Below are 23,220 nucleotides of genomic sequence, written 5' to 3' on the forward strand. Positions count from 1 at the left end.
GTCAGAATTTGCTTTCGTTCATCCTGAAGCGGGTTCTTCAAACTATCGTGTTGCTACTCGCCGTCTCTATTCTTGTATTCATCGGGTGCGAAATCCTGCCTGGTGATGTTGCTCAAGTTGCGCTCGGACAGTTCGCTACAGAGGATAATGTCCGAGCGCTTCGCCTGGAGCTGGGCCTCGACCGCCCTGCCTATGAGCGGTACCTCAGTTGGCTGGTCGGCATCCTGCAAGGCGACTGGGGGCAGTCGATCACGACGAAGACGCCAGTAGCGACAATGCTTTCGGAGCGGCTTTGGAACACAGGTCTCCTCGCTCTCGTAACGACCGTCGTCGCCGTGCCTCTTGCGCTTGTCCTCGGTCTTTTGATGGCCGTTGGGGCTGGACGCACCTGGGACCGCAGCGCCTCGATCGTTGTGCTCGGCCTCTCGGCTACGCCGGAATTCCTGATAGGCAGTCTTGCCGTTCTCCTGTTCGCTGTGCAGCTCCGCTGGCTGCCGGCAGTCGCCTACCTTAGCCCTGGATCCGGCTTTTCTCAGACTGCCCGAGCTCTGTTTTTGCCGGTCCTCACCCTCGTCATTGTTGTGACGGCGCAGATTGCACGTATGACGCGAGCAATTATCGCTAACTTACTCACCCAACCATTCGTGGAAATGGCGGTTCTGAAGGGTGTTCCATCCCGAAGAATTGTAGGGGTGCACGCACTTATCAATGCCGTCGGCCCACTTGCAAACATAGTCGCCCTCAACATAGCGTACTTGGTCAGCGGGGTCGTTGTGGTCGAGACCATTTTCGCTTATCCCGGCCTAGCTGGTCTTATGATCAATGCGGTTCAGGCCCGTGATCTTCCAGTCGTTCAGGCCTGCGCTTTAATCTTCTGCGCTACTTACGTGATCATGATCCTCGTCGCTGATATTCTAGCCCATCTTTACGATCCGCGTTCAAACGCTCAGGCAGCCATGGAGAAACTGTAACATGCTCAATGTTGCTGCAGTCCAGCGCCGGGGGATCAGGCTTACTCTCTGGTTCAGCATTCTCATCATTGGGATCTGTGCACTTGTGGCTATCTTCGGCCCTTGGATTGTGCCGCATGATCCAACAGAGTTCGTCACAGACGAGCCTTTCGGGAGGCCGCAGGTCGGGATTTGGCTTGGCTCCGACTATCTAGGGCGGGATCTGCTCTCACGTCTTATAGACGGTACACGCACGACTCTGGTCATGGCCCTTGTGGCCACTGTCCTGGCTCACCTCCTAGGCGACTGCTTAGGGCTTTTAGCCGCTCTACGGGGAGGATGGGTTGATGCCGTGATCAGCCGGATAGCGGACCTGATCCTGTCACTTCCCAAAATTATCGTGGGCCTTGTTATCGTGGCAGCTCTCGGTTCCTCCGTCTTAGTCATCGTCATGTTGGCTGCTGTTGTCTACGCAGCCGGGGTGTTCCGCATCGCGAGAGCGCTTGGGAGCGACTTGGTCGGAATGGACTTCATCAAAGTCGCGAAATCCCGCGGAGAAGGACCTGGCTGGATATTGTTCTCAGAGATCTTTCCACACGTAGCTCAGCCATTAGCCGCCGACTTCGCTATCCGCATGAGCTTCGCTATTCTCTTTATGAGCAGTCTTAGCTTCCTAGGCTTGGGCGTACAGCCGCCGCTCGCCGATTGGGGCGGTCTGGTACGTGAGAATTTGGGAGGGTTGGCCGGGGGCTCGCTTGCTCCGATATTTCCAGCCATGGCAATCGCAGTAACGTCGATTGCTCTCAATCTCCTGGTTGACAACATCGGGGAGCAACAGCTTCAGAAGAAGGGTGCCTGATGACCAGTTCCGTCCTCAATATCCAAGATTTGGTTGTCGAGCCAATGGCCGGTGGGCGTCCTGTTGTCGACGGAATTTCGATCTCGGTCGAGCGAGGCGAAGTATTAGCTTTGATCGGCGCGTCGGGATCTGGCAAAACCACGCTCGCATTGGCAGCACTTGGTCACCTGCGACCTGGGCTGAGGGTCCAGAATGGCAGCGTCACGCTTGACGGCACTGAAATGCTCCGCGCCGCGCCGCGGATGTTGAGGTCTCTCAGAGGTCGGGCCATCGCCTATATCGCTCAAAGTGCCGCGGCGGCGTTTAACCCGCGCATGCGCCTTGATGCACAAATCACCGAAGTATCTCGGGTGCATAGGAGCCGTTCGCACAAAGAAGCCATTCAAACGGCTCACCGTCTTTACGGTCGCCTCGATCTGCCAAACCCTGACTTGGTCGGCTCACGTTTCCCACATCAAGTTTCAGGAGGGCAGCTTCAGCGTTTCATGATCGCGATGGGTCTTCAGGAATCGCCTCTCCTTCTTGTCTGCGATGAACCAACCAGCGCACTCGATGTGACAACTCAGGTAGAGGTGCTTCGGGCGCTGAAACAAGGAATCGCTGACAACAACACAGCCGCCCTGTTCGTCAGTCATGATCTCGCCGTCGTCTCTCAAATCGCCACGAAGATAGCAGTACTACGCTCAGGCCGAATGATTGAATTCGGGACAGCTCGTGACATTCTGGAGTCACCAAAGGATGCTTATACGAAGGAACTCGTCGCGGCGAGCAAGCACATGACGATCAGCCCGACGAGCCGGGGAGGCTCTGTTGCGCCAGCACCCGGCCCGGAGAAAGCACCGCTCTTGGCAGTTCAAAAGGTGGTGGCGGGCTTCGGCAAGGTCACGGATGGCAGCCCTTCTGTCACAACGCTGAACGACATCAGTCTCAATCTCCGTAAGGGTGAGATAGTAGCGGTCATTGGTGAATCTGGCTCCGGTAAGAGCACACTTGCGCGTGTTATCGCTGGCCTGCATCCTGCTGCACGGGGCGAGATCTATATGGATGGCAAGAGACTTGCTGGTTCTGTTGAGAACCGGACAGTTTCTGAGCGCCGACGCATTCAGCTCGTCTTTCAGTCCGCAGATACGGCATTGAACCAGAAACACAGCGTAGGCCGTATCCTTGGGCGGGTCTTGAAATTCTTCCATGGAACGTCGGGTAGCGCGCGAGAGACTCGTGTAGCGGAATTGCTGAAGATGGTGCAGCTTCCGCCGGAATATGCCAATCGCCTGCCGAGCCAACTCTCTGGTGGCGAAAAGCAGCGTGTAAATCTTGCTCGGGCCCTCGCCGCGGAGCCGGAGGTTCTGATCTGCGACGAAATCACTTCTGCGCTCGATACGATCGTAGCAGAGTCTATCATTCGGTTGGTGGAGAGCCTGAGTAAAGAACTTGGGCTCGGGATTATCTTCATCAGTCATGATCTCGCCACGGTGTCTGCCCTTGCCCAAGAGGTCACGGTTCTACGTCATGGTCGGATTGTGGAGAGTGGCTCAACACAGGCTGTTCTCTCCGCACCGCAAAATCCATATACGCAACTCCTCGTTAGCTCGGTTCCGCAGGCGCGTCCTGGATGGCTCGAGGAGGCTGTCGCCACACGCAACCGGCTTCGGCATGCGCTCGAAGCCGACCGTAGTTCGCAGGCTCTCGCCTCTGACGGCGTCGGTAACGCGCTGGCTATCACGACGGGACCCTAGGGCGGCTGCCAACGTCCGGTCTCCCGTATGGGTCCGGTGTGGAAGAGATGATCATGCGAGCACCACTGTTGAGTCTTGAGCAACGTTCTTACGACGCCATTGTCATTGGCGGGGGCGCAGCAGGTGCGAGTTCTGCTCAGCATCTAGCATCTCAAGGCTATAGTACTCTTCTCGTCGAGGGTGGAGATTTTGCAAGCGGAACCAGCAGCCGCTCAAGTCGTCTGCTCTATTGCGGTCTTGCGTACTTTTCTCCGGATTACGAACTTTGGCGCTTTGCCTATCGGCCGCGAGATCTCCTGACACGCGTCAGGATGGCCAAGCTTGCAATGGAATGCCGCACGCAGCTTATGAAAACCATGCCAGAGCGGCTGAACAAACATACCTTCTTTTTCCCTGTTTTCCGCGACAGAATGTATCCGGGCTGGAAGGTCGACCTCGGATACCGAGCACTCGGCTTGTTCGGCTCCCGCGACGCGCCGCTCAACTACCGCCGGCTGCCCGCAAAAGCCGCGGCTCGGCAGTTCGGATTAGTCCAACTGATGGATCAGAGCCGTTTGGACAGTGTCGGCGTTTTCACGGAGTATCAATATAATTGGGCGGAGCGGATCTGTCTGGACACCGTTCTCGACGCCGAGCAATGTGGCGCGACCGTCCGTAACTATACCAAGGCGGTAAAACTGGAGCCGTTACCGGGTCGCTCCTGGCTGGTCACACTCGAAGACATGCGGGAGCCGGGATCCACCGTACAGGTTCGGGCGTCTATCCTGATCAATGCGGCGGGCCCTTGGGCAGACCAAGTCAACGGTCAGGCAGTGCAGAACCCCCGTAAGCGCCTTGTAGGCATCAAGGGCGTTAACGTCATGGTGAAACTGCCCGACGAGTGTCATGGATTAGGAATGGAGACGATCAGTAGCATCGGGCAACCATTCTACTGCATGCCTTGGGGTAAGTACCATTTCTTCGGCCCGACCGAAGCTGTCTTCGACGGTAATCCCGAGGACGTCCGCGTTCTGCCCGAAGAAGTTGAGTTCATCCTCAACGAGGCGAACAAATTGTTTCCGAGCCTGGCGCTGAGCCGAGAGGATGTCGTTTACACTTGGTCTGGTGTGCGGCCACGGACGGCAAGCACAGGGCATGAGGGGGTCAAGTCGCTTACCATTCATGACATGGAAGGCGATGGTATGCCAAATGCACTGACACTCACTGGAACTCCCATCATGCTGCACCGCCACGCCGGACGAGCAATCGCGAGGAAGGTCAAGCAGATGCTTCGCCCATCACAAAAGGAAAAGCCTCTATCTTATGAGGCGAAGCTCTTCCCAGAGAATCAAAATTCACCTCCCATCGATTATGATTTTCCAGGGGTGAAGGTTGCCGATCTGCGTCATGCAGCCGCTCACGAGCATGTTGAGACGCTTGTTGATCTGCTATTCCGCCGGGTGCCGCTTGGTTGGAACATTGGCATGGGACTCTCCTCAGCACGACACGCAGCAGAGGCTGTGGCTGATATTCTCGATTGGGACGAGGAGCGAGTAACGGCAGAGGTTTCGAACTATACCCATTTCGTACAGGAGAACTTCAACCCTTCTTGGCCAGCGCCGGTTCAGGGTTGATCCATGATGCGCTATATTGACCCTGAAACCGTTCACAGTGTTCTTGATTGGACGAGCACAATCGCTGCGCTCCGTGAAGCCCATCGCGGTGAGGTCCCAAAAACCGGGCGTGTCACGCTCGAGGAGACACGGACGGAGGGACAGCCGAACATACTTCTCGCGATTCCAACTTGGCAACCGGGTAAGGCTATCGGCGTTAAGCTGGTTACCTCATTTCCTGGAAACGTGGAGCATCGCGGACTTCCAACAGTCAATGCAATCTATATTGTTTTCCATCCGATTACAGGCGCGCCTCAGGCGATCATCGACGGCGAGGCGCTGATCTTCCGCAAAACGGCAGCCAACTCTGCCCTTGGAGCGAGCTATCTCGCACGAGATGACGTTGAGACGCTTCTCATGGTCGGTGCCGGAGCATTAGCACCTTATCTCATTCGGGCTCACATGAGTGTTCGTCCATCCATCCGGCGTGTACGCATCTGGAACCGCACCTTTCAGCGAGCGGAGGCGCTCTCAGCGCAGTTGCAGGCGGACGGGATTGATGCCGAGGCGACTGTGGATCTCGAGGGTGCCATCGGTGCCGCAGACATCATATCAAGCGCGACAATGGCAGAAGAGCCCTTGGTCAAAGGTGAGCTTGTTAAGCCAGGCACTCACGTGGACCTTGTGGGATCGTTTACCCCATCCATGCGGGAGGGAAATGACGAGATGTTGAAGCGGGCTTTGCTATTCGTCGATACATACGGCTGCCTCGAGCGCACAGGGGAGTTCATAGATCCTATGGGACGTGGAGTAATCTCGAAGAATGATATCCAGGCGGATTTGTTCGCGCTCTGTCATGGACACCACACTGGCCGTGTGTCCGCCAGCGAGATTACCATGTACAAGAATGCGGGTGCCGGCCATCTTGACCTTTTCGTTGCTCATCACCTGATGCAGCGTCTCGGCTAACTAGTATGGGATACACTGGAAGCAGATCATATCTCGGGAACCAGCCAGTCAAGGAGGCGCAAGTCCTGCGCACCTAGGTAGCTGGTTGAGTCAATGAAGTGCTATTCAGAGCTGGCGGGATATGAGGGTTCGCTCATCGTCATGTTAGGCGCCACCAGCTTGGCGAAGGGCTTCACTGATGATGAGACGATCAACTGTACGCACCTGCTATGGCAGCTGCGTGCTTAATATCAGGAGCCTCCAAATGCGTCTGACGGATTTTAAAGTCCTTACCTTCGACTGCTATGGCACACTGATCGATTGGGAAAGTGGGATGGTTGAAGCGCTTACGCCACTTACCAGTAAGGTGAGGCGCCCATTGACACGCAATGAAATTCTGGAGGCTCATGCGCGCCATGAAGCTTCTCAGCAACTCCAGACCCCAACAAAGAAATATCGGGAGCTCCTTGCCATCGTCTACAAGCGTCTCGCCGAGGAGTGGGGAGTTTCGGTATCGCACGAAGACTGCGCCGCTTATGGTCAGTCCGTCCGTGACTGGCCCGCTTTCAGCGATTCGGCTGACGTGCTCCAGTACCTCAAAAAATTTTATAAGCTCGTGATCCTGTCGAACGTTGACAATGAGACGTTCAGCTATAGCAACAAGCGCCTTCAGATTGAGTTTGACGCAGTTTACACGGCGGAGGATATCGGCGCCTATAAGCCGAGTTTAGGTAACTTTGTGTATATGCTCGATAAGCTTAGTGGAATGGGAGCCGGCAAGAGCGATATTCTCCACACCGCTGAAAGCATGTTCCACGATCATAAACCAGCGAATAGTATAGGGCTTGCGTCCTGCTGGATCTACCGCCGCCATAAGGATGCGGGCTTTGGTGCAACGATGAACCCCGGCGAGATGCCAAAGTTTGATTTCAAATTTACAAGTATGGGCGAGCTGGCCAAGGCCCATCAGGAGCAACTTGGGACCAACACAAGATCTGTTCCTGATTAAGCGCCGGCATTATCAATGCCCACAGACGGCCTTCTTCCAAAGCTCGTTGACCAGGATGCTTGTTTCCAAGAGGGTCACCCCAGTAGTGCATCGCGGACAATGCCTAAATTTTAGGTTTCCAGATAACGCAGTCTGTCAGGAATCAGCTTTAAGGAGCGTGACAAAGGTGCCTTCGGCGAAATCCTGCATTTTCGCCAGGCAGACGGAACGATTACGTCCGGCTGCATCGCACGCGGTCGCTGCACCGTTGATGCCGCCGCCAATGACGAGAAGGTCAGACTGAATCTTGTTAGATGTTGTCATGCCCGCTCCTCCCGGCAATATAGTCCGCCGGACAGATGGCTGGTCGGCCGGGCTGTCCGCAGCGGTCGTCGATCCGCGGGATGGCTCAGTTTCCTAGCCCCCGATCCGCTTATAGACTCCGTCGAGCGCATGCTTGAGGGCGCTCGTCCCGCCTTGCTCCTCAAAGCCCCTGGACAGCTGCTCATTCAGCCCGTCCCTGGTGGCGTATTCTCGGCTGATCTCGATGAGCTCCATATCCCCGGCCGCCAGCGCAGTCTCTGACAGGCTAGCGAAGAGGGGCGCGAGATAGGCTCTGCCTTTTTCTTCCAGCAGGCCGTTTTCGGCGAGCCATTCTGTTGTGCGGTGCATGGTGCCGAAATAGCTTGCCATCAGGGCGCTTGCGGCGGCGAGGAGGTCGTATTCGGCCTTCGTCTCGCATTCGACCGCGTGTCCGAGCACTGAGAAGATGGCAGCCGTGTCCGGATCCGGTGGAAAGACAGCGGTGACACCCTTGCGCTGTGCGACGAAGGGCAGGGGAATTGCCTGGGCGAGGCGCACGTCCGCACCGGTCCAGTCGAGTAGGGTCGGGCGGTCGCGGCAACAACGCTGATGACCTTCTGGCCATCCCGGAAGCGCAAGGGGCTGATGACTTCTTCAGCGATTTGCGGGCGGATTGCCAGTACGACCGTATCGCAGCTGTCGACGATTGCCTGGTTGTCTCCGGAGCCGATCACGGCTGGGAAATCGGCGGTAAGCTTCGCTGAGGTTTCCCGACCGCGCAATGAGACCATGACCTGCAGCACGGCGGCAGGCTCGGCAAGAAGGCCGCATACTATGGCGTTCGTGATCGTGCCGGTTCCTATGGATCCGATCTTCTGGGGTAAGGACATGGACTAGTCCACAGCGTCAAGGAGCCGAAGGACAGGCTGACCGTTCTTTCGATAGGAGATCGCCAGTGCTTGTCGAGTTCGTTGCCCGGCTTCAGTTAACGTGACATCGCCCCCCGACACCCTGCCATTGAAGGCGGGACAGAATGCGGGTGCGCTCTCATTACGGCACCGTAGCAGTCAAACATCAACGGCTGCCCATGCAGCGAATCTGCTGGCTTGGAGCTCAATCGGCTGCCAGGAAAACCCAAGCCACTATCATTGATGAAGACGCTGCTCATGAGTGATGGTTCACCGGCAGATGATGTTTGAGCCACACATCGATTGCTTGGTCCCTCAGAACGAGTTCGGGAAACCAATGTGGAGCGTCCCGCGTTTTGCCGACTACCTGTTGTGTCTTGGCAGGCGTTACGCTCGCGAGAGTGGCATGTCATTGCCGATAAAGATGGCGCACGAAGGAAGCATTCGCGTATGACCACAACCAAGAAAAGCAGCGTTTCCTTTGCGGTCGGTGAGGCCGTAGTGTATCCTGCGCACGGTGTCGGGCGGATCACCGGCCTTGAGGAACAGGAGGTTGCCGGTTTCGCGTTGCAGGTGTTCGTCGTCTCCTTCGAGCACAACAAGATGACGCTGCGGATCCCCGTGAAGAAAGCCACTGATGGCGGGTTACGCAAGATCGCCGAGCGTGTCCTCGTCGAGAAGGCGTTGGAGGTGCTGTCCGGTCGCGCCCGCATAAAGCGCGGCATGTGGTCCCGCAGGGCTCAGGAGTTAGAGGCCAAGCTCAAGTCAGGCGAACTGATGGCGGTAGCGGAAGTCGTGCGCGATCTCTATCGCGCTCCGGAACAGGCTGAGTCTTCGTACAGCGAGCGCACGCTTTACGAGGCCGCCCTTGAGATCCTCGGGCGTGAAGTCGCGGCCGTTCATGGCAGCACCTCCACCGAAGCGCAAAGGCTGATCGAACAGAGCCTGGCCAAAGCGCCGCGTCCGATGGACGCCCGATCGGCACCTGAAACGGATGGTGACGACGAGGATGACGCGGCGGCTTAGAGCTGGAACCGGCGCGATCAAACACAAGCTCGCCTCAACCGCATCGTCGGAGATCACCATACTGCTGACGCAGGCGGTGCGCAGGTCTACTCACGCAGCGGAGGCCGGACCTTAGCAACGTTTTGCTTCATGGCCCAGCCCACTGCCGGCAAGGCGGTGACGGCAGCAAGCAGATAGGGCTCTCCCATACCTCGTCTGAGAGGTCGCTTCGGGCCTGAAACTTTCTTGCATTTAAGCGATCGGAACGATATGCCTGCGGGCACAAAACAGACAAATCTTAGAGAGCACGACCGATGGGCCGGGGGAACGAGCACCGCAGCCGTCAGCGCCAGTTTGGCAGTCAGCCTGATCCTTGGGGTGATTACGCGCCGCCCCTGCCCTATGAGCGCCCCTCTCATCCATCAGCCCCGCGTGCCGCCTCGGCCCGCGAGACCCAGGCGCGGGTGAAGTGGTTCAATCCGGACAAGGGCTTTGGCTTCGTCGAGTTGACCGACGGCTCAGGCGAGGCCTTTCTGCACATCCGGCAGGTCGAAGCGGCGGGTCACAGCGCCCTCGCGTTCGGCACTACGCTGGTGGTCCAGGTGGGTTCGGGGCAGAAGGGATCCGAAGTCACCGAGATCCTCAGCGTTGACACCAGCACCGCCGAGCCTGAGCCGCCTCGGCACGGGTCACGTCCACAACCATCTGGCCATGGTACTGCCGGTCGACTGCAGTCAAGACATGGGCAATCCGCCTCTGCTTCTGCGAACACTCCGGGCGTCGTGAAGTGGTACAATGCCGCAAAGGGCTTTGGGTTTGTGACCGTGGATGGTGAGGACAAGGATCTGTTCATCCACGTCTCGGTCCTGGAACGGTCCGGCCTTGGCGGCTTGGAGCCGGGGAGGGGGTCCGCGTCGCTATTATAGAGGGCCGCAAGGGCCGCGAAGTCGGAGCTATCGCACTGGCATAAACCGCCTAGATTGTGCTCGACTTTCTCACTCAGGACCCTAGAGCATCGGACCGTTAAGTGGACGCGCCACCGGCGGCTTCGGCATGGCTCCAGGATGGCTGAGATGCAGACCTCATCGGATCCGACTTCTCGTCCGATGCTCTAGGCAGCGAGGTTTAAGACCCTCGGCGCTGGAGCTCAGCCAAGAGAACCGCAATCTAGGCTTCACCGCATGATCATGCGGGGAGCTCGCCGTTCCACCACGACGATTTGTCGTCCAGCGGTTGAGCGCGGCACGATCGACAGGCGGCTTGGTGCACGAGCTGCTGGTCGGACAGCTTTCAGGACGGCCGCTCGCACCTCGTCCTCCGGCAAGCCCATCAGCATGGAGGCGATTTCCGTTTGCCCTTTCACGTCGTCGGCTAACCCTTGCGCGGCGAAGATCGCCTCGTCGAGGGTTGGCGGCTCGAAGCGGATGCTGGAGCGGGCGCCGTGCTTGTTCCTGACTGTTGGCATCGCTGCTGGTCCCAAGGCAATCAATGGATGAGGTTGCGCAGATAACCCACCTCACAAAAGCAGATGCCCGCCCAATGGGCGGGCATGAACTTTAGGCAGGTTGGCGTCTTTACGCGACGGCTGCCTGACGCGCGATACTGGCGATCTGGAAGCGCGAGATGCCGAGATCGTCGAGTTCGCGATCATTGAGCTGCGACAGCTCACGAACCGTCTCACGGTAACGCAGATACGCGCGGATTTGGGAGAGGATGTAGGTTACGAACATGCTATGCCTTCAGGTGCTAAGTGCGCCGATCATCGTCTTCGACGACGTTGATATGGGATGAGACACCTTAATTAGCAGTCGCTACAATGTAGGGGAGTTATGCTTTAACAGCATGCCGAGCCTAGCCGTATCATCAGCTAGGATATAGCATGCCTTGATCGATGACTTTTTAACCGACAGATTATTCTGAATGGCCCGCAGAGCCGGAGCGGTCTGCCTTTCGAAAAGTGATCCTCCCGGAAGTATGGCTTTTGAGCCGAAGGAGGACTGAGACATGAGCAAGAAGAGACACACGGCCGAGGAGATTGTCGCCAAGGGCGTCTGCACTCACCTCTGGGCTACCCCGGCCCGCGCGCGGGAGGTCCTGGTCTCGGCTTCCAAGCTGGCGCTACGGCCAACCCTGAATTAACATCACACTCGGATCACCCACATGGGGCAGGCCACCCTATGGGATCACTCAGCACCCACTATTCCGGTGGAGCAGCGGTGAGCTTAGGCAACTCCTTGGTCATCCAAGCGACCATCTCATCCTGGGTCTTCAGATGGTTTGGCATAGGGATGAACGGTCCGCTTGAGTCATAAACTTTGATCCATAGGCTTGGGCTAACGAACGGATCAACAGCAGAATGCTTTACTGTCCAAAGTGACGGTGGCCTATGGCTGATCCACATGAAGCGAAGCCCGATGGCTCCGGTCAGCACCGCGAGAGTAACAAAGAGAGCCAGTTCAAAATCAACAGCCACAGCCCCGTGTCCCCTGTTGAGCGCTGAATGACGTCTAGTTCAAGAATCAGGCATCTGTAAGGTTTAGGTTTGAGGATGTGAGAAGCGCTTCAATCTGTGCACAGCACCTTGCTGACTTCCAAGGCTAAGTCGAGATTTTGCTTCCGCAGCATGACACCAAACGCGTAGTTCTTTCTTACGGTTTCCTGCATCTCTGGATGGCTTTTCAACTCAACAATGGAGTTCAACAGGTCCTTAGACGCTTCAAACTCGCCTTTGCGGAATTGATCAAGATGAAGCTCAGCGCACTGCTGATACACAAGTGGCTTGGCGTTTACTCCTACGGTGCAGAGGCTACATCCAATCATGAAAGCAAGTCGAACGTAAAGCATCTGCGCTCTCCTCGTTCTGTTGTTCAGTCAAACCTTTTCGTAAATTACGGCCATCACGATCGTTTTGCGATAATTAAGAACTAATAATTGATTTAACAAAATATGATCGCTTGGTGTCAGTAGTCTTGTCCTAATTTTGCTGTTGGTGAGGCGTTATTTGCAAACCAGAAGCGCCTGAAAACCTTATTCAAGCTTCAGGATAACAGTTTCGGTTATGCCCAACGATTCCGCTTCTTGGGTAGTCCGCATTTTGCTGAGCATCGAGCTAGAGCTGCCTTGCCTTACCAACCTTCCGAAGTCGAAGCTGCTCTGCGGTAGAACGAACCTTGATCGCCATGGCGTGAACCTTACAGCCAAAGAAATCAGCAGCTTAGTACATAATAATGGCGGACGGGGAGATTCGAACTCTCGATACGGTTGCCTGTCTGCCGGATTTCGAGTGCGGTGCATTCAACCACTCTGCCACCTCTCCGGGTCGCGAAGGCCTTGGGGCCCGCTGGTTGAGGCCGGGTGGATGATCATCAGTTATTTCCCGCACGGAACCAGCCGGTGACTGCATGGCACTGACTTGTTTGCGTGACCTTATTCACGGGCAGCGGGGCAGTGATTGATTATCACCCGCCCTACACGCCTACGGTTGTTCGGGTGCAGGCGGATTGGGTGCTGCATTCGGGGGAGTTCCCGGTCCAGGCGTGCTCTCAGGAGCAGGTGGGGTGGCGAGTTGCTGGCGTACCCCGGCAAGCTGATTCTGGGCATCAGCGAGTTCCTGGCGAGTGGTCTGAAGCCGCCCTTCCAGCTCCGCGACCTCTCGATTTCGAGTGGCCAGGTCGTCCGTCACCCTGGCAAGCTGGGCCTGAAGATCATTTCGCTGTTGGGTTGCCTGGCTCTGGATCTCTGCCAGCTCTTGTGTCAGGCGCTCCCGCTCCGAGCGACTGTTGGCAAGGCCCCCTTGAGCGGAAGTGGTCGCCTCACGTACCTGCTGGAGGCGCTGCTCGGCCTCGGCGAGCTCTGCTGTCCTCGACAACAGCTCCTGGGTGGTTCGGCTCACCGTCTCGCGGGTTGCTGTCTCCTGACGTCGAGCCTCCTCAAGCTGACGGCCCACATCAGCCAGTTCTTGCGTGCGTGCCTGGTTGGACTGCTCACCTGCAGCAATCTCCTCCCTCACCGCAGCCAGTCGTTGCTCCGCCTGTGGCAGCTGGTTCTGGAGCTCTGAAAGCCGCTGCGACAGGGTTGTGATGCCGCGGTTGAGCTCCCCGACACGTTGCTCGTTGGATTGTAGGCTCTGCTGTGCCGCGGAGGCTTGCGACTGAGCCTCGGTTCGGGCCTGCGTGACTTGCGTCAGTTGTTGCTGCTGGGTCTGCAGGTCCTGTAGGGCGGCCGTGAGTTGCGCCTGCGCTTGCGCACGACCCTGCGTGACCTGGGTCAGCTGCTGCTGGCCTGTTTGGATCTCCTGCTGAACGGACGCGAGCTGCGCCTGAAGCTGGTCGCGAGATTGAGAGGCTTGCGCAAATTGCTGCTGGGTCACCTGAAACGTTTGCTGCAGCGTTGCGAGCTGGGCCTGTGCCTGCTCGCGTGCCTGAGTGGTTCGGGCCAGCTGCTGCTCTGCATCTGCGAGCTTGGTCTGCAAGTCTGTCAAGGTTCGGCCTGCGCGCTGCTGCTCTTCCAACTGCCGTTGCAGGGCAACTTGAGCTTGCTGCACGCGGGCCGTTTCAGCCTGAGCTTCCTGCAGCCGGTTTGAGGAGGAAAGCCAGATGCCAAGTGCCAAAAGCCAGCCCATGACGGCAACGCCAGCCAGCACCAGAGACACGGGCCGCTTCAACTCAGAGCGGTAATCGATTGGCATCATGAACCTCCTGCAAGCTGGGCACCCAGTCCAACGCAGGACCATCACAAGCGTTGCTTTCGTCCGAGCCGCAAAGCCATCCTTATGCAAGGTGGTCATTAATTGCTCTCGAAGCGGGAGACTGGCCGGAACGGGTGCGCACCTGAAGGATTAACTGTGTCGTTGCCACACCTAATCCGGAGACCGAGAATGGCCGAGAAGGATCTCAAGGCTCTCTTTTTGCACCAGCTCAAGGACACCTACTTTGCCGAGAACGCCATCCTCAAAGCCCTGCCGCAGATGGCTGAGGCTGCGCAGTCGGAGGAGCTCAAGGGGGCACTTGCGGTCCACCTGAAGGAGACCGAGGGGCAGGTGAAGCGCTTGGAGCAGGTGTTCCAGCTTCTGGGAGAGGAGCCTGCGGGTGTCGAGTGCAAAGCCATTCAGGGCATCATTGAGGAAGGACAGGAGATCCTAGAGGAGTTCAGGGATGGCGAGGCTCTGGATGCTGGGCTAATCGCGGCGGCCCAGGCGGTGGAACATTATGAGATCACCCGCTACGGCACCTTGCTGGCGTGGGCTAAGCAGCTTGGCCTCTCGGAGGCAGAAGGGCTGATCCAGGAGACGCTGGTCGAGGAGGAGAATACCGACCAGCTCCTTTCTGAGTTGGCGGAGGATGCCATTAATCCTGCCGCTGCAACCTGAGAGGCGCTTGGGCAGAATTGCCCTTCAATTGGATAGGAGTTCCCCTCGTCGGGACCTCGAGCTGATCTGTTCGCTGCCGAGAGATGGTCTACCCTCAGTGTGAAGACGGGACCGGTGACACAGCATGAGCACAGGGTCAAATTGTTGAGGGCCGCCTGAAGAGACTTTTTCTCGCCAATGCTCTCCGGAATGATACTCCACCCTAGCCGAATGCCCCAAGATTATGCTACATTCGTGCTACACGAGCTGCCAAAAAGGGCTTGAACATCAATGTTCTGTAGTGCTTGGCACCGTCTCCCCTTGGGAGCGCCAAAGGTTCTATAAGGCCTTTGATCGCCTTAACATCCTCAGCTATCAGGCATTCTCGGCTCAACCTGTCACACAAAGGTGTCACACATGAGCGGGGAACTCATGCCAAAAGACGCGTACCTTTACCGGCGGGGAAAGGGCGGCAACTACTATCTCAACATGCGGGTTCCAACGGACATCGTTGCAGCTTACGGCAGCGATAAGGTCTTCGTGAGCCTTGGCACCCGCAATCGAGATGAAGCGCGGCGGTTGCGAAATCTACGGGTTGCCGAGATACAGGCGCAGTTCGATGAGATGCGCCGGGCTGATAAGGCCAAGCTAGGTCTCCAAGGGAAGTTGGCTAGCCAAGCCTTCTCGCGCGTCTCTCAAGCTGAGCTTGAGCGGATGGCGGTTGGATATTTCAAGGATGTGTTCGAGCCACTTGCTGCCGATCCGCCGACTGATGAGGTCGATAAGAGTGAACTCATTGACGAGTGGGCCGAAACTCTCGCACGCCTCCAGGACAAGGATAAGGAGCAGTGGGCAGATAGCGTCCAAGGAACAGCCGACCACATCCTTATGCAAGCTGGATTGCCGAGGAAGTTCGAGAAAGTGGGCGTCATTCAGCGAGTGCTGCCGACTGCTGACATAGACAGGACGAGCAACCAATATCGGCAGTTCACACGGTTGGTGAGGCGGGCTGCTATCGAGGGAAGCCGTCTAGCCCTCTGTGAGTTGAACGGGCAGCCTTTCATCCCTGTCGATCCATTGTTTGCCCCTGGTTGTCGTCCATCAACACAGGAACAACACAGCCCGCGTCTTTCAGAGGCGCTAGCATCTTGGCGAGATGGCTCAGGGGCACGGGGTAGTAAGCGCCCACGCGAATTGACTGCAAAGGAAGCTGGAAACGCGGTCCGGCAATTCATCGAACTTCATGGTGATCTCCATATCGAAGAACTGACTAAACGGCGGGTGAAGGAATTCAGCGACGCCCTGGTTCGTATTCCAGCGCATCTGCCCACAAGATTTGCGAAACTGGCTGTGCCGGAACTGCTCAAGCAAGACCTAAGTGCCTATCCACTCCGTGCGGCCGGAACCATCAATAAGTCGTTTCAATTGCTTTCAGCCATCATCGAGACTGCAAAGAAAGAAAGTCACCTTGAGGAGGCCGCTGGTTGGCCCAATCACTACCGAAGCGTCCAGATCGGAGCCGACAGCACCGCTGAAGAGAGGCGTCTACCATTTAGTTCTGACGAACTGCGGATGATCTTCGTGACTGGGCCCGTGCACGGATCAGATCAGCGGTTTCGAGGCGGTGGAGGCGAAGCCCAGTTTTGGTTGCCGCTCCTGGCCTTGTTCACTGGAGCACGTCTTGCTGAGTTGGCTCAACTACGAGCTTGTGACATCAAGATAGATGGATCAGGGGCCGCCTACCTTGATATTGGCACGTCCGGTGGGCGCTCCGTAAAAACTAGGACTAGCATTAGGAAGCTGCCTATCCATTCGGAACTTCGCCGCATTGGCTTCTTGGAATACGTTGCGAGTGTTCGAGCGATCAGTGGTAACGAAAGTGCCGATCTCTGGCCGGAGGTGCGGTCTGCTGAGGGAAGAGCGCGATCCGCTGCCTTCTCACAGTGGTTCAATGGCTATCTTAGAAGCAAGACTGTCCGCATCTGCGATCCCCGGAAAGTGTTTCACTCATTCCGACACCAGTTCAAGGATATGTGCCGCGATGCTGGGTTATCGGAAGATGTGCATGACGCTCTGACGGGTCATGGCGCTGGGTCGACCGTCGGACGCAAATACGGTTCGGGGCACTCTGTCTCTCGCTTAGCGAGCGAGCTTGATAAGATCGTGGCTCCGGTAGACTTATCCCATCTGTATTCCGGTGCGACATGAGTGTCGCACCAGCGTGCTTCCCCAATAAACTGTGGGCATTCTTGCTCAGGGGGAACTTACGCGTCGGCTCTTGGATCGTACCAATATACATCAACCTAAGCGCGAGCTAGATACTCAAGGCAACCCACCCCGATAAGAGCCCAGCAATGAAAATCAAAAAAGTACAACTAAAAAATGGATACAAGAGGTTTCATGACCTGACGATTGACTTGGGTGATGATCCAAAACGCATTGTTGCACTTGTAGGGCCAAATGGTTGTGGGAAGAGTAGTGTCTTATACCAAGTCCCGCTGATCAGAACCGGTGCGCCCACTCCCGCAGGCCGAGGGACATGATCACACCCACCCCGACGCAGGAAATCACGAACGAGTCAGCCCTTCAGGGACTTAGTATTAGATGGTCTCCTTTTTCATCACAACGCATACAGCAGAATAGGTGACAAAGGCACGAAGGACCACAAGTACCATTCAATGCTTGGTACGCCCAATTTTGATTATCAGAATGTCTCTGTAGAATTCGTGGAAGGGAGCTACAGGGATGTGGTCGAGAGGAAGCGACAATCGGGTAGGGAAAACACGATGTTTTCCTTCCGCAGCCCGTATCGATACAACAATAGCCTTAATGTCACGGAGTCGAGAGCGACGTCCGAAATCCGTCTCAACAACTATGGTGCAACGTCGGTGACCGACTTGGACGATAAGATGAGCAAAGCTACAGACGTCTATACATCGTGTATAACAAGTATCTAAACGAGAACGACTGCAAGCCAAGCGAGGCAAAAGCAAAGATCATTGGCGATCTTAATGCATCAATCGAGCGTTGCTTGGACCTGAAAATTTCCAGCATGGGCGACATCGAGGCGTCTCGCGGCAGCCTTTATTTTTCGAAGCCGGATCATCCAAATGAGTTTGACTTCAACGTCTTGTCATCGGGTGAAAAGGAAGTAGTTGATCTGCTACTAGATATATATCTTAGAAAAGACGAATACAGCGATAGCATTTTCCTATTCGATGAGCCAGAGCTTCATATTAGTACAGCCATACAGAAAAATCTCCTGCATGAAATAGATCGACTGGTTGGTGAGAATTGCCAAATTTGGCTTGCGACCCATAGCATTGGATTTCTTCGCACTATTCAGGAGGAAATGCGTGGGAAGTGTCAGGTAGTTCAGTTTAGGCCTGAGTATGAGCTTGGTTCAAAGCCTTATATCCTCACTCCGATGCGAACATCTCAGGCGAACTGGAGGGATATATTTTCAATTGCTCTCGATGATCTCGCACATCTCGTAAGTCCTAAACGCATCATCTATTGCGAGGGGCGCGATAGTCCGGGAAGAGGCGGGGCAGAGCGAGGGCTAGATGCCAAAGTGTACAACACCATTTTTGCAGAGGCTTATCCTGATACACTGTTCATTTCGAGCGGTGGCAACACCGAGTTGGACCAGAGGAGCGCAGTTGCAATTGCGATCCTCGGAAAAGTGTTCTCGAACCTAGAAATTTGGGTTTTGAAGGACAGAGATATGGCGTCGGGAAAGCCCACCTCTGAGAAGGACCGGATACTGTACCTCCAGAACAATGAGGATAACCACAGAGTGCTTCGGCGTTGGGAGATCGAAAATTATCTCTACGACAAGGAGGTGCTGCAAAAATACTGCACTCACAACGCTCTTGTTTTCAACGAGAGCGCCTACGATGCTTTTGTACAAGACATCGACAATCAAAATCTCAAAGACGAGACCGCCAAAATCAAAAATTTCTGTGGCATTACGAGCGGCATAAACCCAGAGAAATTCAAGCTGTCTCTTTCGGATTTCGTCTCACCTGACATGAAGGTTTATCAGGACCTAGCGGCGAGCATTTTTCTGCGCCAGTAGAATGCATTCAGACAGTACAGCCTAATCAACACCGAACGGGTTGTCGGGCGGGCTAGGGTAACCTAACCGCCCGATTATTAGTGCGGGATCAGTTAGAACCGAAACTCCGCTCCAATTTTTAACATCCTTTCTCCCGTGAGGCTGATCCATTTCTCAAATAAAAGGTTTGCGTGACAACTCTAAACGTTCGTCTTGGGATGGCCCGTCTTGGGATAGCACTCCGGACGATGACAGTTATAACGAGTCAGGCTATGGCGGCGATCCTTACACAGATTCCGGCCCGATCAGTCCGATCCTCCTAGACCTTGACGGCGATGGGATCGAGATCATCCCACTGAGGAAATCTGGAGCGTATTTCGACTACAACGGCGATGGTGCGGTCGGTCACACGGCCTGGGTTGGATCCGGCGACGGACTACTGATTTTCGATGCTGACAGCTCAGGAACCGTCAACAGCACAAGCGAGTTCGTCTTTACGCAATGGTCCTACATCGCGGCTCGCGACATGTGGGCGCTTCGCGCTGCGTTCGATACCAATAAAGACAATGTGCTCTCATCGGCGGATTTGGATTTCGACAAGTTCAAGGTTTGGGTCGACGCCGATGGGGATGCGGTCACGGATCCTGGCGAGTTGAAGACCTTGAGGAGCCTCGGGCTTTCCTCGATTCCGCTGACCCATAATGGCGCCGGCAAGGCGTACTCGGATGGGTCGCGCATTTATGGAACGGCAACGGCTAAGACGACGAACGGCAAGAAGATTACCGTTGCGGATGTGGGCCTCGCGATCGGGACCAAGAATGCGTCCGTGAAGGTATCCGATGACGGGATCGAGATCCTTCCTGGCGATGGCACGAGCAAAAAGGTGTTATCCGGCAAAGGCAACCGGCAGACGGCCCTGAACCTGAACAAGGGCAAGGCCGATTACGATGCCGCCATCATCACGAAAAAGAATGGAACCCGCCTGATCGCCCATTACGACGCATCGGAAAAACTCACCTCACTGTTGCATCAGACAGCGAAGGGAAGAACCCTTCGCTCGGAGGTTTGGAGCAATGATCAATCGTCCGTGATGGTGTTCAGCAAAAAGCAGGTCCTCACGCGCTGGGAGATGACCGGCAACGCTTCGGCCAATATCTTCAAGGGCGGCGACGAGGCCTCCGTCTTCGACGGCGGAGGCGGCGACGATGCGCTCGATGGCGGCGCGGGCGCAGACACGTTGAAGGGCGGCAAGGGCGAAGACCAGCTCCATGGTGATGGGGATGCCGACCACCTCGAAGGGCAGGAAGGAGACGATACCCTCAAAGGAGGCGAGGGGGCCGATACGCTGCATGGCGGCGACGGCTACGACGATCTTTATGGCGGCGAGGGCAATGACCTGCTGACCGGTGATGAGGGTCGCGACCACCTGGAGGGCGAAGCCGGCGACGACACCCTGCGCGGCGGCAACGGCATCGATGAGCTGCATGGCGGCGCGGGGCAGGATTCCCTCGACGGCGGCTCCGGCGACGACACGCTCTTCGGCGAAGAGGGGAATGACCGTCTTGACGGCGGTGAGGGCCGCGACAAACTCCAGGGCGGCCAGGGCAATGACACCCTGAACGGAGGCGCCGACCGCGACTGGCTCGCCGGCAGCGAGGGCGCTGATCTTCTCTCGGGGGGAGGCGGCGACGACAAGCTGATCGGCGGCGCAGATGCTGACCACCTCGTCGGCGGCGAGGACCGCGACACCCTCGAAGGCGGAGACGGCCACGATACGCTGGAGGGCGGAACAGGCGATGACCGCCTGCGCGGCGAAGCCGACGACGATGTGCTGCACGGCGAGGCCGGGGACGACGATCTCAACGGGGGCGCGGGGAACGATCTGCTGTATAGCGGCACTGGAAACGACGCGCTGATCGGAGAAGCCGGTAACGACACCCTCTATGGCGGCGTGGGCGATGACGCCCTAGTGGGCGAAGCAGGGGACGATCTGCTGTACGGCGAAACAGGCGGCGACATGCTCAAGGGCGGCGTTTGTCACGACGTCCTGTCGGGCGATGCCGATGCGGATTATCTCTATGGTGGTTCGGGCAATGACACGCTGCTCGGCGGCAGCGAGAACGATCTGCTTTACGGGGATGAGGATGCCGACAGCCTCGATGGCGGCTCTGGGGAGGACAAGCTCTGGGGCGGCTCGGGCGACGATACGTTGCAGGGCGGTCTCGGCCATGACGTTCTCACGGGAGACGCGGGAGCCGACAGCCTCGACGGCGGCCTTGGCGACGACAAGCTTTCGGGCGGCGTCGGCAACGACACCCTGACCGGAGGCGGCGGAGCCGATCAACTTTTCGGCGGCGAAGGCAACGATATATTAGGGGGAGGATCGGACACGGATTATATCGACGGCGGAGCTGGCACCGACATCATCGTGCTCACCGGTAGCCGCACCGATTACATGATCCGCTTCAACACGGCGCTCGGACGATACTCCATCGTCGATCTGCGCGCCAACTCGCCGGACGGTACCGATCTTGCCGATATCGAGATCTTCCGCTTTGCCGGCAGCGATCTCACCATCGCCGAGTTGAACTACGTCACCGCGGCGGACGCCGAGATGGCCTACGATGTGGAGAGTTCGGACGGCTCGAAGAGCCGCCTTGGATGGCGGCCTTCCGCTGACAACCCCTCGATCATTGAGGCCTATGTTCAGCGCCGCAACATTGCCGGCGACCTGATGAGCGAGACCGTGTTTCGGCCGGATGGCTCACGCCTTGCTCATGCCTGGGATGTCACTGGCAGGCTGAGCTGGTCGTCCTATGTGCAGGCCTATGACACACAGGCCAATCTCATCAGCCAGGTTTACACGAACCGCAACGGCACCTTCACGAAGTGGGAGTGGGATTCAGAAGGCGTCGATAGTCACAATTGGCGCATCCGCGAGAAGACTTACGACAACCTCGCCGATTACGAGCTCGGCATCGCTTCGCGGCAGTTCGAGACCATCGATGACGGCGAGCTTGGGCCGGTGGACTTCATCGAGAGCTTGAACGATCGCGCTGGGCAGGCTTGGGATACCAAGGTCAAAGAACTCGACACAGCCATGCAGGTGCTCATCGAGACCATTGTAAACGATGACGAGTCCAGCATCGTCAAGGGCTCGGACTACAACCAGGACGGTCACAACTACCGTGACGGCGTGAACGCCGCGCAAGGGCCTGGACAGGAGTGGATCGCCTTCGAGGAGCACCGCAACACCAACGGCGTCAAGACTTGGGAAACCTACAAATATTATGGCGCGACCGTGGAGCAGGAACGCACCGTCGAGCGCGGCTGGGACTACAATGGGGAGGCTTGGAGCTCCTACGAGTTGACGAAGGATGGTCAGCTACGCCCCACCGTCCATGAGACGTGGCTCGACAACGGCACTCGCACGGTCAAGGAGTGGAGCTATTCCGGCCAAGACTGGGAGTGGCGCAAAACGCTCTACGCCGGTGCGACCAGATTGACGGAGTGGGAGCAGTACGACGGACAACGGCACATCTGCCGCGAGTGGAACGGCGGCTCCGCCTTCGACGAGCGCGAGACGCGCACCAACGTCAACGGCACCGTGACTTATCAGCACGAAAAGCTCGGTAACCAGATGACGGTCCGCCTATGGGATGTCGATCAGGTTCAGCCTTGGGAGCGGCAGATCACCGTCACGGTCAACGGCGCAACCAGCCGGATCGAGACGATATATTCCGATCATAAGATCGTCGAGATTTTCGATCTCACCGGCAACGAGTCCTGGACCCGGCACGTGCAGGTGTGGCGCGGTGCAAGCCTTCAGAACAAAGTCGAAGACAAGTTCTACAACGGCCAGACGTTGGTCAAGGAACTTGGCTGGGATTTCAATGGCCAGTCTTGGGATGAGTTCGAAAAGCACTATCACGATGGCGATGTCGTTTATCACAAGCTCATCAATGATGATAAAACCTATACCCTCGATGAACTCGATTACCAGGGAGAAGCTTGGGACACGATCTCTATTAGGGGCAAGATCATCCAGGGAGCGGAGAAGGAATCTTGGAATGAGACGCTCTACGACGACAGCCTGCGCATCATCAAAGAGAAGGACCTCGGCAACGAGGACTGGGACACAAAATTATGGAAGTCGCGCGAGTACGGCGGCGTACGAAAGAATTTTGTCGAAGGCATTACCTTCGATGATCCTTTCACGAATAGTGAAGGGCGGACTTTTACCGATCACTACCATTTCAATGACCGTGGCGGCTTGAATTCTTGGAGAACGATGGGAATCTTCTCGATGAATGGGGGACAAGGTGGATGGAGCGGCTGGTATGAGCCCGACGATGGACCTTCCCGTCCTGAACCGGTTTCGCAGCCCGCTGTCGATAGACTCATGGCCTGGAAAGGTTTGCTGCTGATATCATAGGTCACCGTACAGGTGGATATGTCCTCACTGATCCGACGTACTAGAGAGGGGCGCCGCACATCCAGGCGATGCGACCGCCCAGACGCGTT

Annotated in this window: 20 protein-coding genes and 1 pseudogene; 14 read left to right on the forward strand and 7 right to left on the reverse strand. The window is 56.7% G+C overall.

Going from position 1 to position 23,220, the window contains the following annotated elements; all coding sequences use genetic code 11:
* Positions 1 to 8 precede the first annotated feature (8 nt).
* The 6 genes from DRB19_RS12350 to DRB19_RS12375 all read left to right on the forward strand — a co-directional run bounded on the left by DRB19_RS12350 (position 9) and on the right by DRB19_RS12375 (position 7,094).
* On the forward strand, positions 9 to 971 hold the full coding sequence (locus DRB19_RS12350) for an ABC transporter permease (protein WP_114186340.1): 963 nt from the start codon (positions 9 to 11) through the stop codon (positions 969 to 971).
* 1 nt (position 972) lies between these two features.
* A complete protein-coding gene (locus DRB19_RS12355; protein WP_114186341.1) occupies positions 973 to 1,809 on the forward strand; it encodes an ABC transporter permease in 837 nt (278 codons plus the stop codon).
* Positions 1,809 to 3,545, forward strand: coding sequence for an ABC transporter ATP-binding protein (locus DRB19_RS12360; protein ID WP_114186342.1), 1,737 nt, complete (start codon positions 1,809 to 1,811; stop codon positions 3,543 to 3,545). Before DRB19_RS12355 ends, DRB19_RS12360 begins: the two co-directional genes overlap by 1 nt.
* A 53-nt stretch (positions 3,546 to 3,598) precedes the next feature.
* Complete coding sequence (locus DRB19_RS12365; protein WP_162815675.1) at positions 3,599 to 5,158, forward strand: FAD-dependent oxidoreductase; 1,560 nt, start codon at positions 3,599 to 3,601, stop codon at positions 5,156 to 5,158.
* 3 nt (positions 5,159 to 5,161) lie between these two features.
* Positions 5,162 to 6,106 (forward strand): bifunctional Delta(1)-pyrroline-2-carboxylate/Delta(1)-piperideine-2-carboxylate reductase, encoded by a 945-nt coding sequence (gene lhpI, locus DRB19_RS12370; protein WP_245439458.1) that lies wholly within the window; start codon positions 5,162 to 5,164, stop codon positions 6,104 to 6,106.
* A gap of 244 nt (positions 6,107 to 6,350) precedes the next feature.
* Positions 6,351 to 7,094 (forward strand): haloacid dehalogenase type II, encoded by a 744-nt coding sequence (locus DRB19_RS12375; protein WP_114186344.1) that lies wholly within the window; start codon positions 6,351 to 6,353, stop codon positions 7,092 to 7,094.
* A 135-nt stretch (positions 7,095 to 7,229) separates the two neighbouring features.
* On the opposite strand, the gene DRB19_RS12380 is transcribed toward DRB19_RS12375, so the two are convergent.
* Entirely contained in the window at positions 7,230 to 7,397 is a 168-nt protein-coding gene (locus DRB19_RS12380; protein WP_114186345.1) for an FAD-dependent oxidoreductase, read from the reverse strand.
* Between the two features lie 93 nt (positions 7,398 to 7,490).
* Positions 7,491 to 8,266: pseudogene (locus tag DRB19_RS12385) on the reverse strand (pyrroline-5-carboxylate reductase).
* Between the two features lie 468 nt (positions 8,267 to 8,734).
* Here DRB19_RS12385 and DRB19_RS12395 point away from each other — a divergent pair.
* Together DRB19_RS12395 and DRB19_RS31495 are read left to right on the forward strand one after the other, a co-directional pair.
* Entirely contained in the window at positions 8,735 to 9,310 is a 576-nt protein-coding gene (locus DRB19_RS12395) for a CarD family transcriptional regulator (RefSeq protein ID WP_114186347.1), read from the forward strand.
* Between the two features lie 293 nt (positions 9,311 to 9,603).
* Positions 9,604 to 10,215, forward strand: coding sequence for a cold-shock protein (locus tag DRB19_RS31495; RefSeq protein WP_147021724.1), 612 nt, complete (start codon positions 9,604 to 9,606; stop codon positions 10,213 to 10,215).
* A 248-nt stretch (positions 10,216 to 10,463) separates the two neighbouring features.
* On the opposite strand, the gene DRB19_RS12405 is transcribed toward DRB19_RS31495, so the two are convergent.
* Positions 10,464 to 10,754 (reverse strand): hypothetical protein, encoded by a 291-nt coding sequence (locus tag DRB19_RS12405; RefSeq protein ID WP_114186348.1) that lies wholly within the window; start codon positions 10,752 to 10,754, stop codon positions 10,464 to 10,466.
* Between the two features lie 109 nt (positions 10,755 to 10,863).
* A complete protein-coding gene (locus tag DRB19_RS12410; RefSeq protein WP_114186349.1) occupies positions 10,864 to 11,019 on the reverse strand; it encodes a DUF1127 domain-containing protein in 156 nt (51 codons plus the stop codon).
* A 274-nt stretch (positions 11,020 to 11,293) separates the two neighbouring features.
* Here DRB19_RS12410 and DRB19_RS31500 point away from each other — a divergent pair, with 274 nt between their 5' ends.
* Positions 11,294 to 11,428, forward strand: a complete 135-nt coding sequence (locus DRB19_RS31500) for a hypothetical protein (protein WP_276330607.1) — start codon at positions 11,294 to 11,296, stop codon at positions 11,426 to 11,428.
* A gap of 58 nt (positions 11,429 to 11,486) precedes the next feature.
* Here the strand turns inward: DRB19_RS31500 and DRB19_RS29930 are convergent, their stop codons facing one another.
* The 3 genes from DRB19_RS29930 to DRB19_RS12425 form a co-directional block, all read right to left on the reverse strand.
* Positions 11,487 to 11,762 carry a hypothetical protein gene (locus tag DRB19_RS29930; RefSeq protein WP_147021723.1) on the reverse strand — a complete coding sequence of 92 codons (276 nt, stop codon included), beginning with the start codon at positions 11,760 to 11,762 and terminating at the stop codon, positions 11,487 to 11,489.
* 89 nt (positions 11,763 to 11,851) lie between these two features.
* Complete coding sequence (locus DRB19_RS12415) at positions 11,852 to 12,133, reverse strand: hypothetical protein (protein WP_114186350.1); 282 nt, start codon at positions 12,131 to 12,133, stop codon at positions 11,852 to 11,854.
* 631 nt (positions 12,134 to 12,764) lie between these two features.
* Complete coding sequence (locus tag DRB19_RS12425) at positions 12,765 to 13,979, reverse strand: coiled-coil domain-containing protein (RefSeq protein ID WP_162815676.1); 1,215 nt, start codon at positions 13,977 to 13,979, stop codon at positions 12,765 to 12,767.
* Between the two features lie 186 nt (positions 13,980 to 14,165).
* On the opposite strand from DRB19_RS12425, the gene DRB19_RS12430 reads away from it, so the two are divergent.
* The 5 genes from DRB19_RS12430 to DRB19_RS12450 all read left to right on the forward strand — a co-directional run bounded on the left by DRB19_RS12430 (position 14,166) and on the right by DRB19_RS12450 (position 23,131).
* Positions 14,166 to 14,657, forward strand: coding sequence for a YciE/YciF ferroxidase family protein (locus DRB19_RS12430; RefSeq protein ID WP_114186352.1), 492 nt, complete (start codon positions 14,166 to 14,168; stop codon positions 14,655 to 14,657).
* 396 nt (positions 14,658 to 15,053) lie between these two features.
* Positions 15,054 to 16,844, forward strand: coding sequence for a site-specific integrase (locus tag DRB19_RS12435; protein WP_147021721.1), 1,791 nt, complete (start codon positions 15,054 to 15,056; stop codon positions 16,842 to 16,844).
* A 146-nt stretch (positions 16,845 to 16,990) separates the two neighbouring features.
* Entirely contained in the window at positions 16,991 to 17,179 is a 189-nt protein-coding gene (locus DRB19_RS12440) for an AAA family ATPase (protein WP_245439460.1), read from the forward strand.
* A gap of 395 nt (positions 17,180 to 17,574) precedes the next feature.
* Entirely contained in the window at positions 17,575 to 18,717 is a 1,143-nt protein-coding gene (locus DRB19_RS12445) for an AAA family ATPase (protein WP_210207470.1), read from the forward strand.
* 166 nt (positions 18,718 to 18,883) lie between these two features.
* On the forward strand, positions 18,884 to 23,131 hold the full coding sequence (locus DRB19_RS12450) for a calcium-binding protein (protein WP_114186354.1): 4,248 nt from the start codon (positions 18,884 to 18,886) through the stop codon (positions 23,129 to 23,131).
* The last annotated feature ends 89 nt before the right edge of the window (positions 23,132 to 23,220 follow it).

It is taken from the genome of Microvirga aerophila, assembly GCF_003332305.1.
Taxonomy (GTDB): Bacteria; Pseudomonadota; Alphaproteobacteria; order Rhizobiales; family Beijerinckiaceae; genus Microvirga; species Microvirga aerophila.

Bases quoted from the DNA above. Each gene is read 5' to 3' on its own strand.
- DRB19_RS12355 (WP_114186341.1), top strand. From the start codon at position 973: ATGCTCAATGTTGCTGCAGTCCAGCGCCGGGGGATCAGGCTTACTCTC.
- DRB19_RS12360 (WP_114186342.1), top strand. From the start codon at position 1,809: ATGACCAGTTCCGTCCTCAATATCCAAGATTTGGTTGTCGAGCCAATG.
- DRB19_RS12365 (WP_162815675.1), top strand. From the start codon at position 3,599: ATGCGAGCACCACTGTTGAGTCTTGAGCAACGTTCTTACGACGCCATT.
- lhpI (WP_245439458.1), top strand. From the start codon at position 5,162: ATGATGCGCTATATTGACCCTGAAACCGTTCACAGTGTTCTTGATTGG.
- DRB19_RS12375 (WP_114186344.1), top strand. From the start codon at position 6,351: ATGCGTCTGACGGATTTTAAAGTCCTTACCTTCGACTGCTATGGCACA.
- DRB19_RS12380 (WP_114186345.1), bottom strand. From the start codon at position 7,397: ATGACAACATCTAACAAGATTCAGTCTGACCTTCTCGTCATTGGCGGC.
- DRB19_RS12395 (WP_114186347.1), top strand. From the start codon at position 8,735: ATGACCACAACCAAGAAAAGCAGCGTTTCCTTTGCGGTCGGTGAGGCC.
- DRB19_RS31495 (WP_147021724.1), top strand. From the start codon at position 9,604: ATGGGCCGGGGGAACGAGCACCGCAGCCGTCAGCGCCAGTTTGGCAGT.
- DRB19_RS12405 (WP_114186348.1), bottom strand. From the start codon at position 10,754: ATGCCAACAGTCAGGAACAAGCACGGCGCCCGCTCCAGCATCCGCTTC.
- DRB19_RS12410 (WP_114186349.1), bottom strand. From the start codon at position 11,019: ATGTTCGTAACCTACATCCTCTCCCAAATCCGCGCGTATCTGCGTTAC.
- DRB19_RS31500 (WP_276330607.1), top strand. From the start codon at position 11,294: ATGAGCAAGAAGAGACACACGGCCGAGGAGATTGTCGCCAAGGGCGTC.
- DRB19_RS12415 (WP_114186350.1), bottom strand. From the start codon at position 12,133: ATGCTTTACGTTCGACTTGCTTTCATGATTGGATGTAGCCTCTGCACC.
- DRB19_RS12425 (WP_162815676.1), bottom strand. From the start codon at position 13,979: ATGATGCCAATCGATTACCGCTCTGAGTTGAAGCGGCCCGTGTCTCTG.
- DRB19_RS12430 (WP_114186352.1), top strand. From the start codon at position 14,166: ATGGCCGAGAAGGATCTCAAGGCTCTCTTTTTGCACCAGCTCAAGGAC.
- DRB19_RS12435 (WP_147021721.1), top strand. From the start codon at position 15,054: ATGAGCGGGGAACTCATGCCAAAAGACGCGTACCTTTACCGGCGGGGA.
- DRB19_RS12440 (WP_245439460.1), top strand. From the start codon at position 16,991: ATGAAAATCAAAAAAGTACAACTAAAAAATGGATACAAGAGGTTTCAT.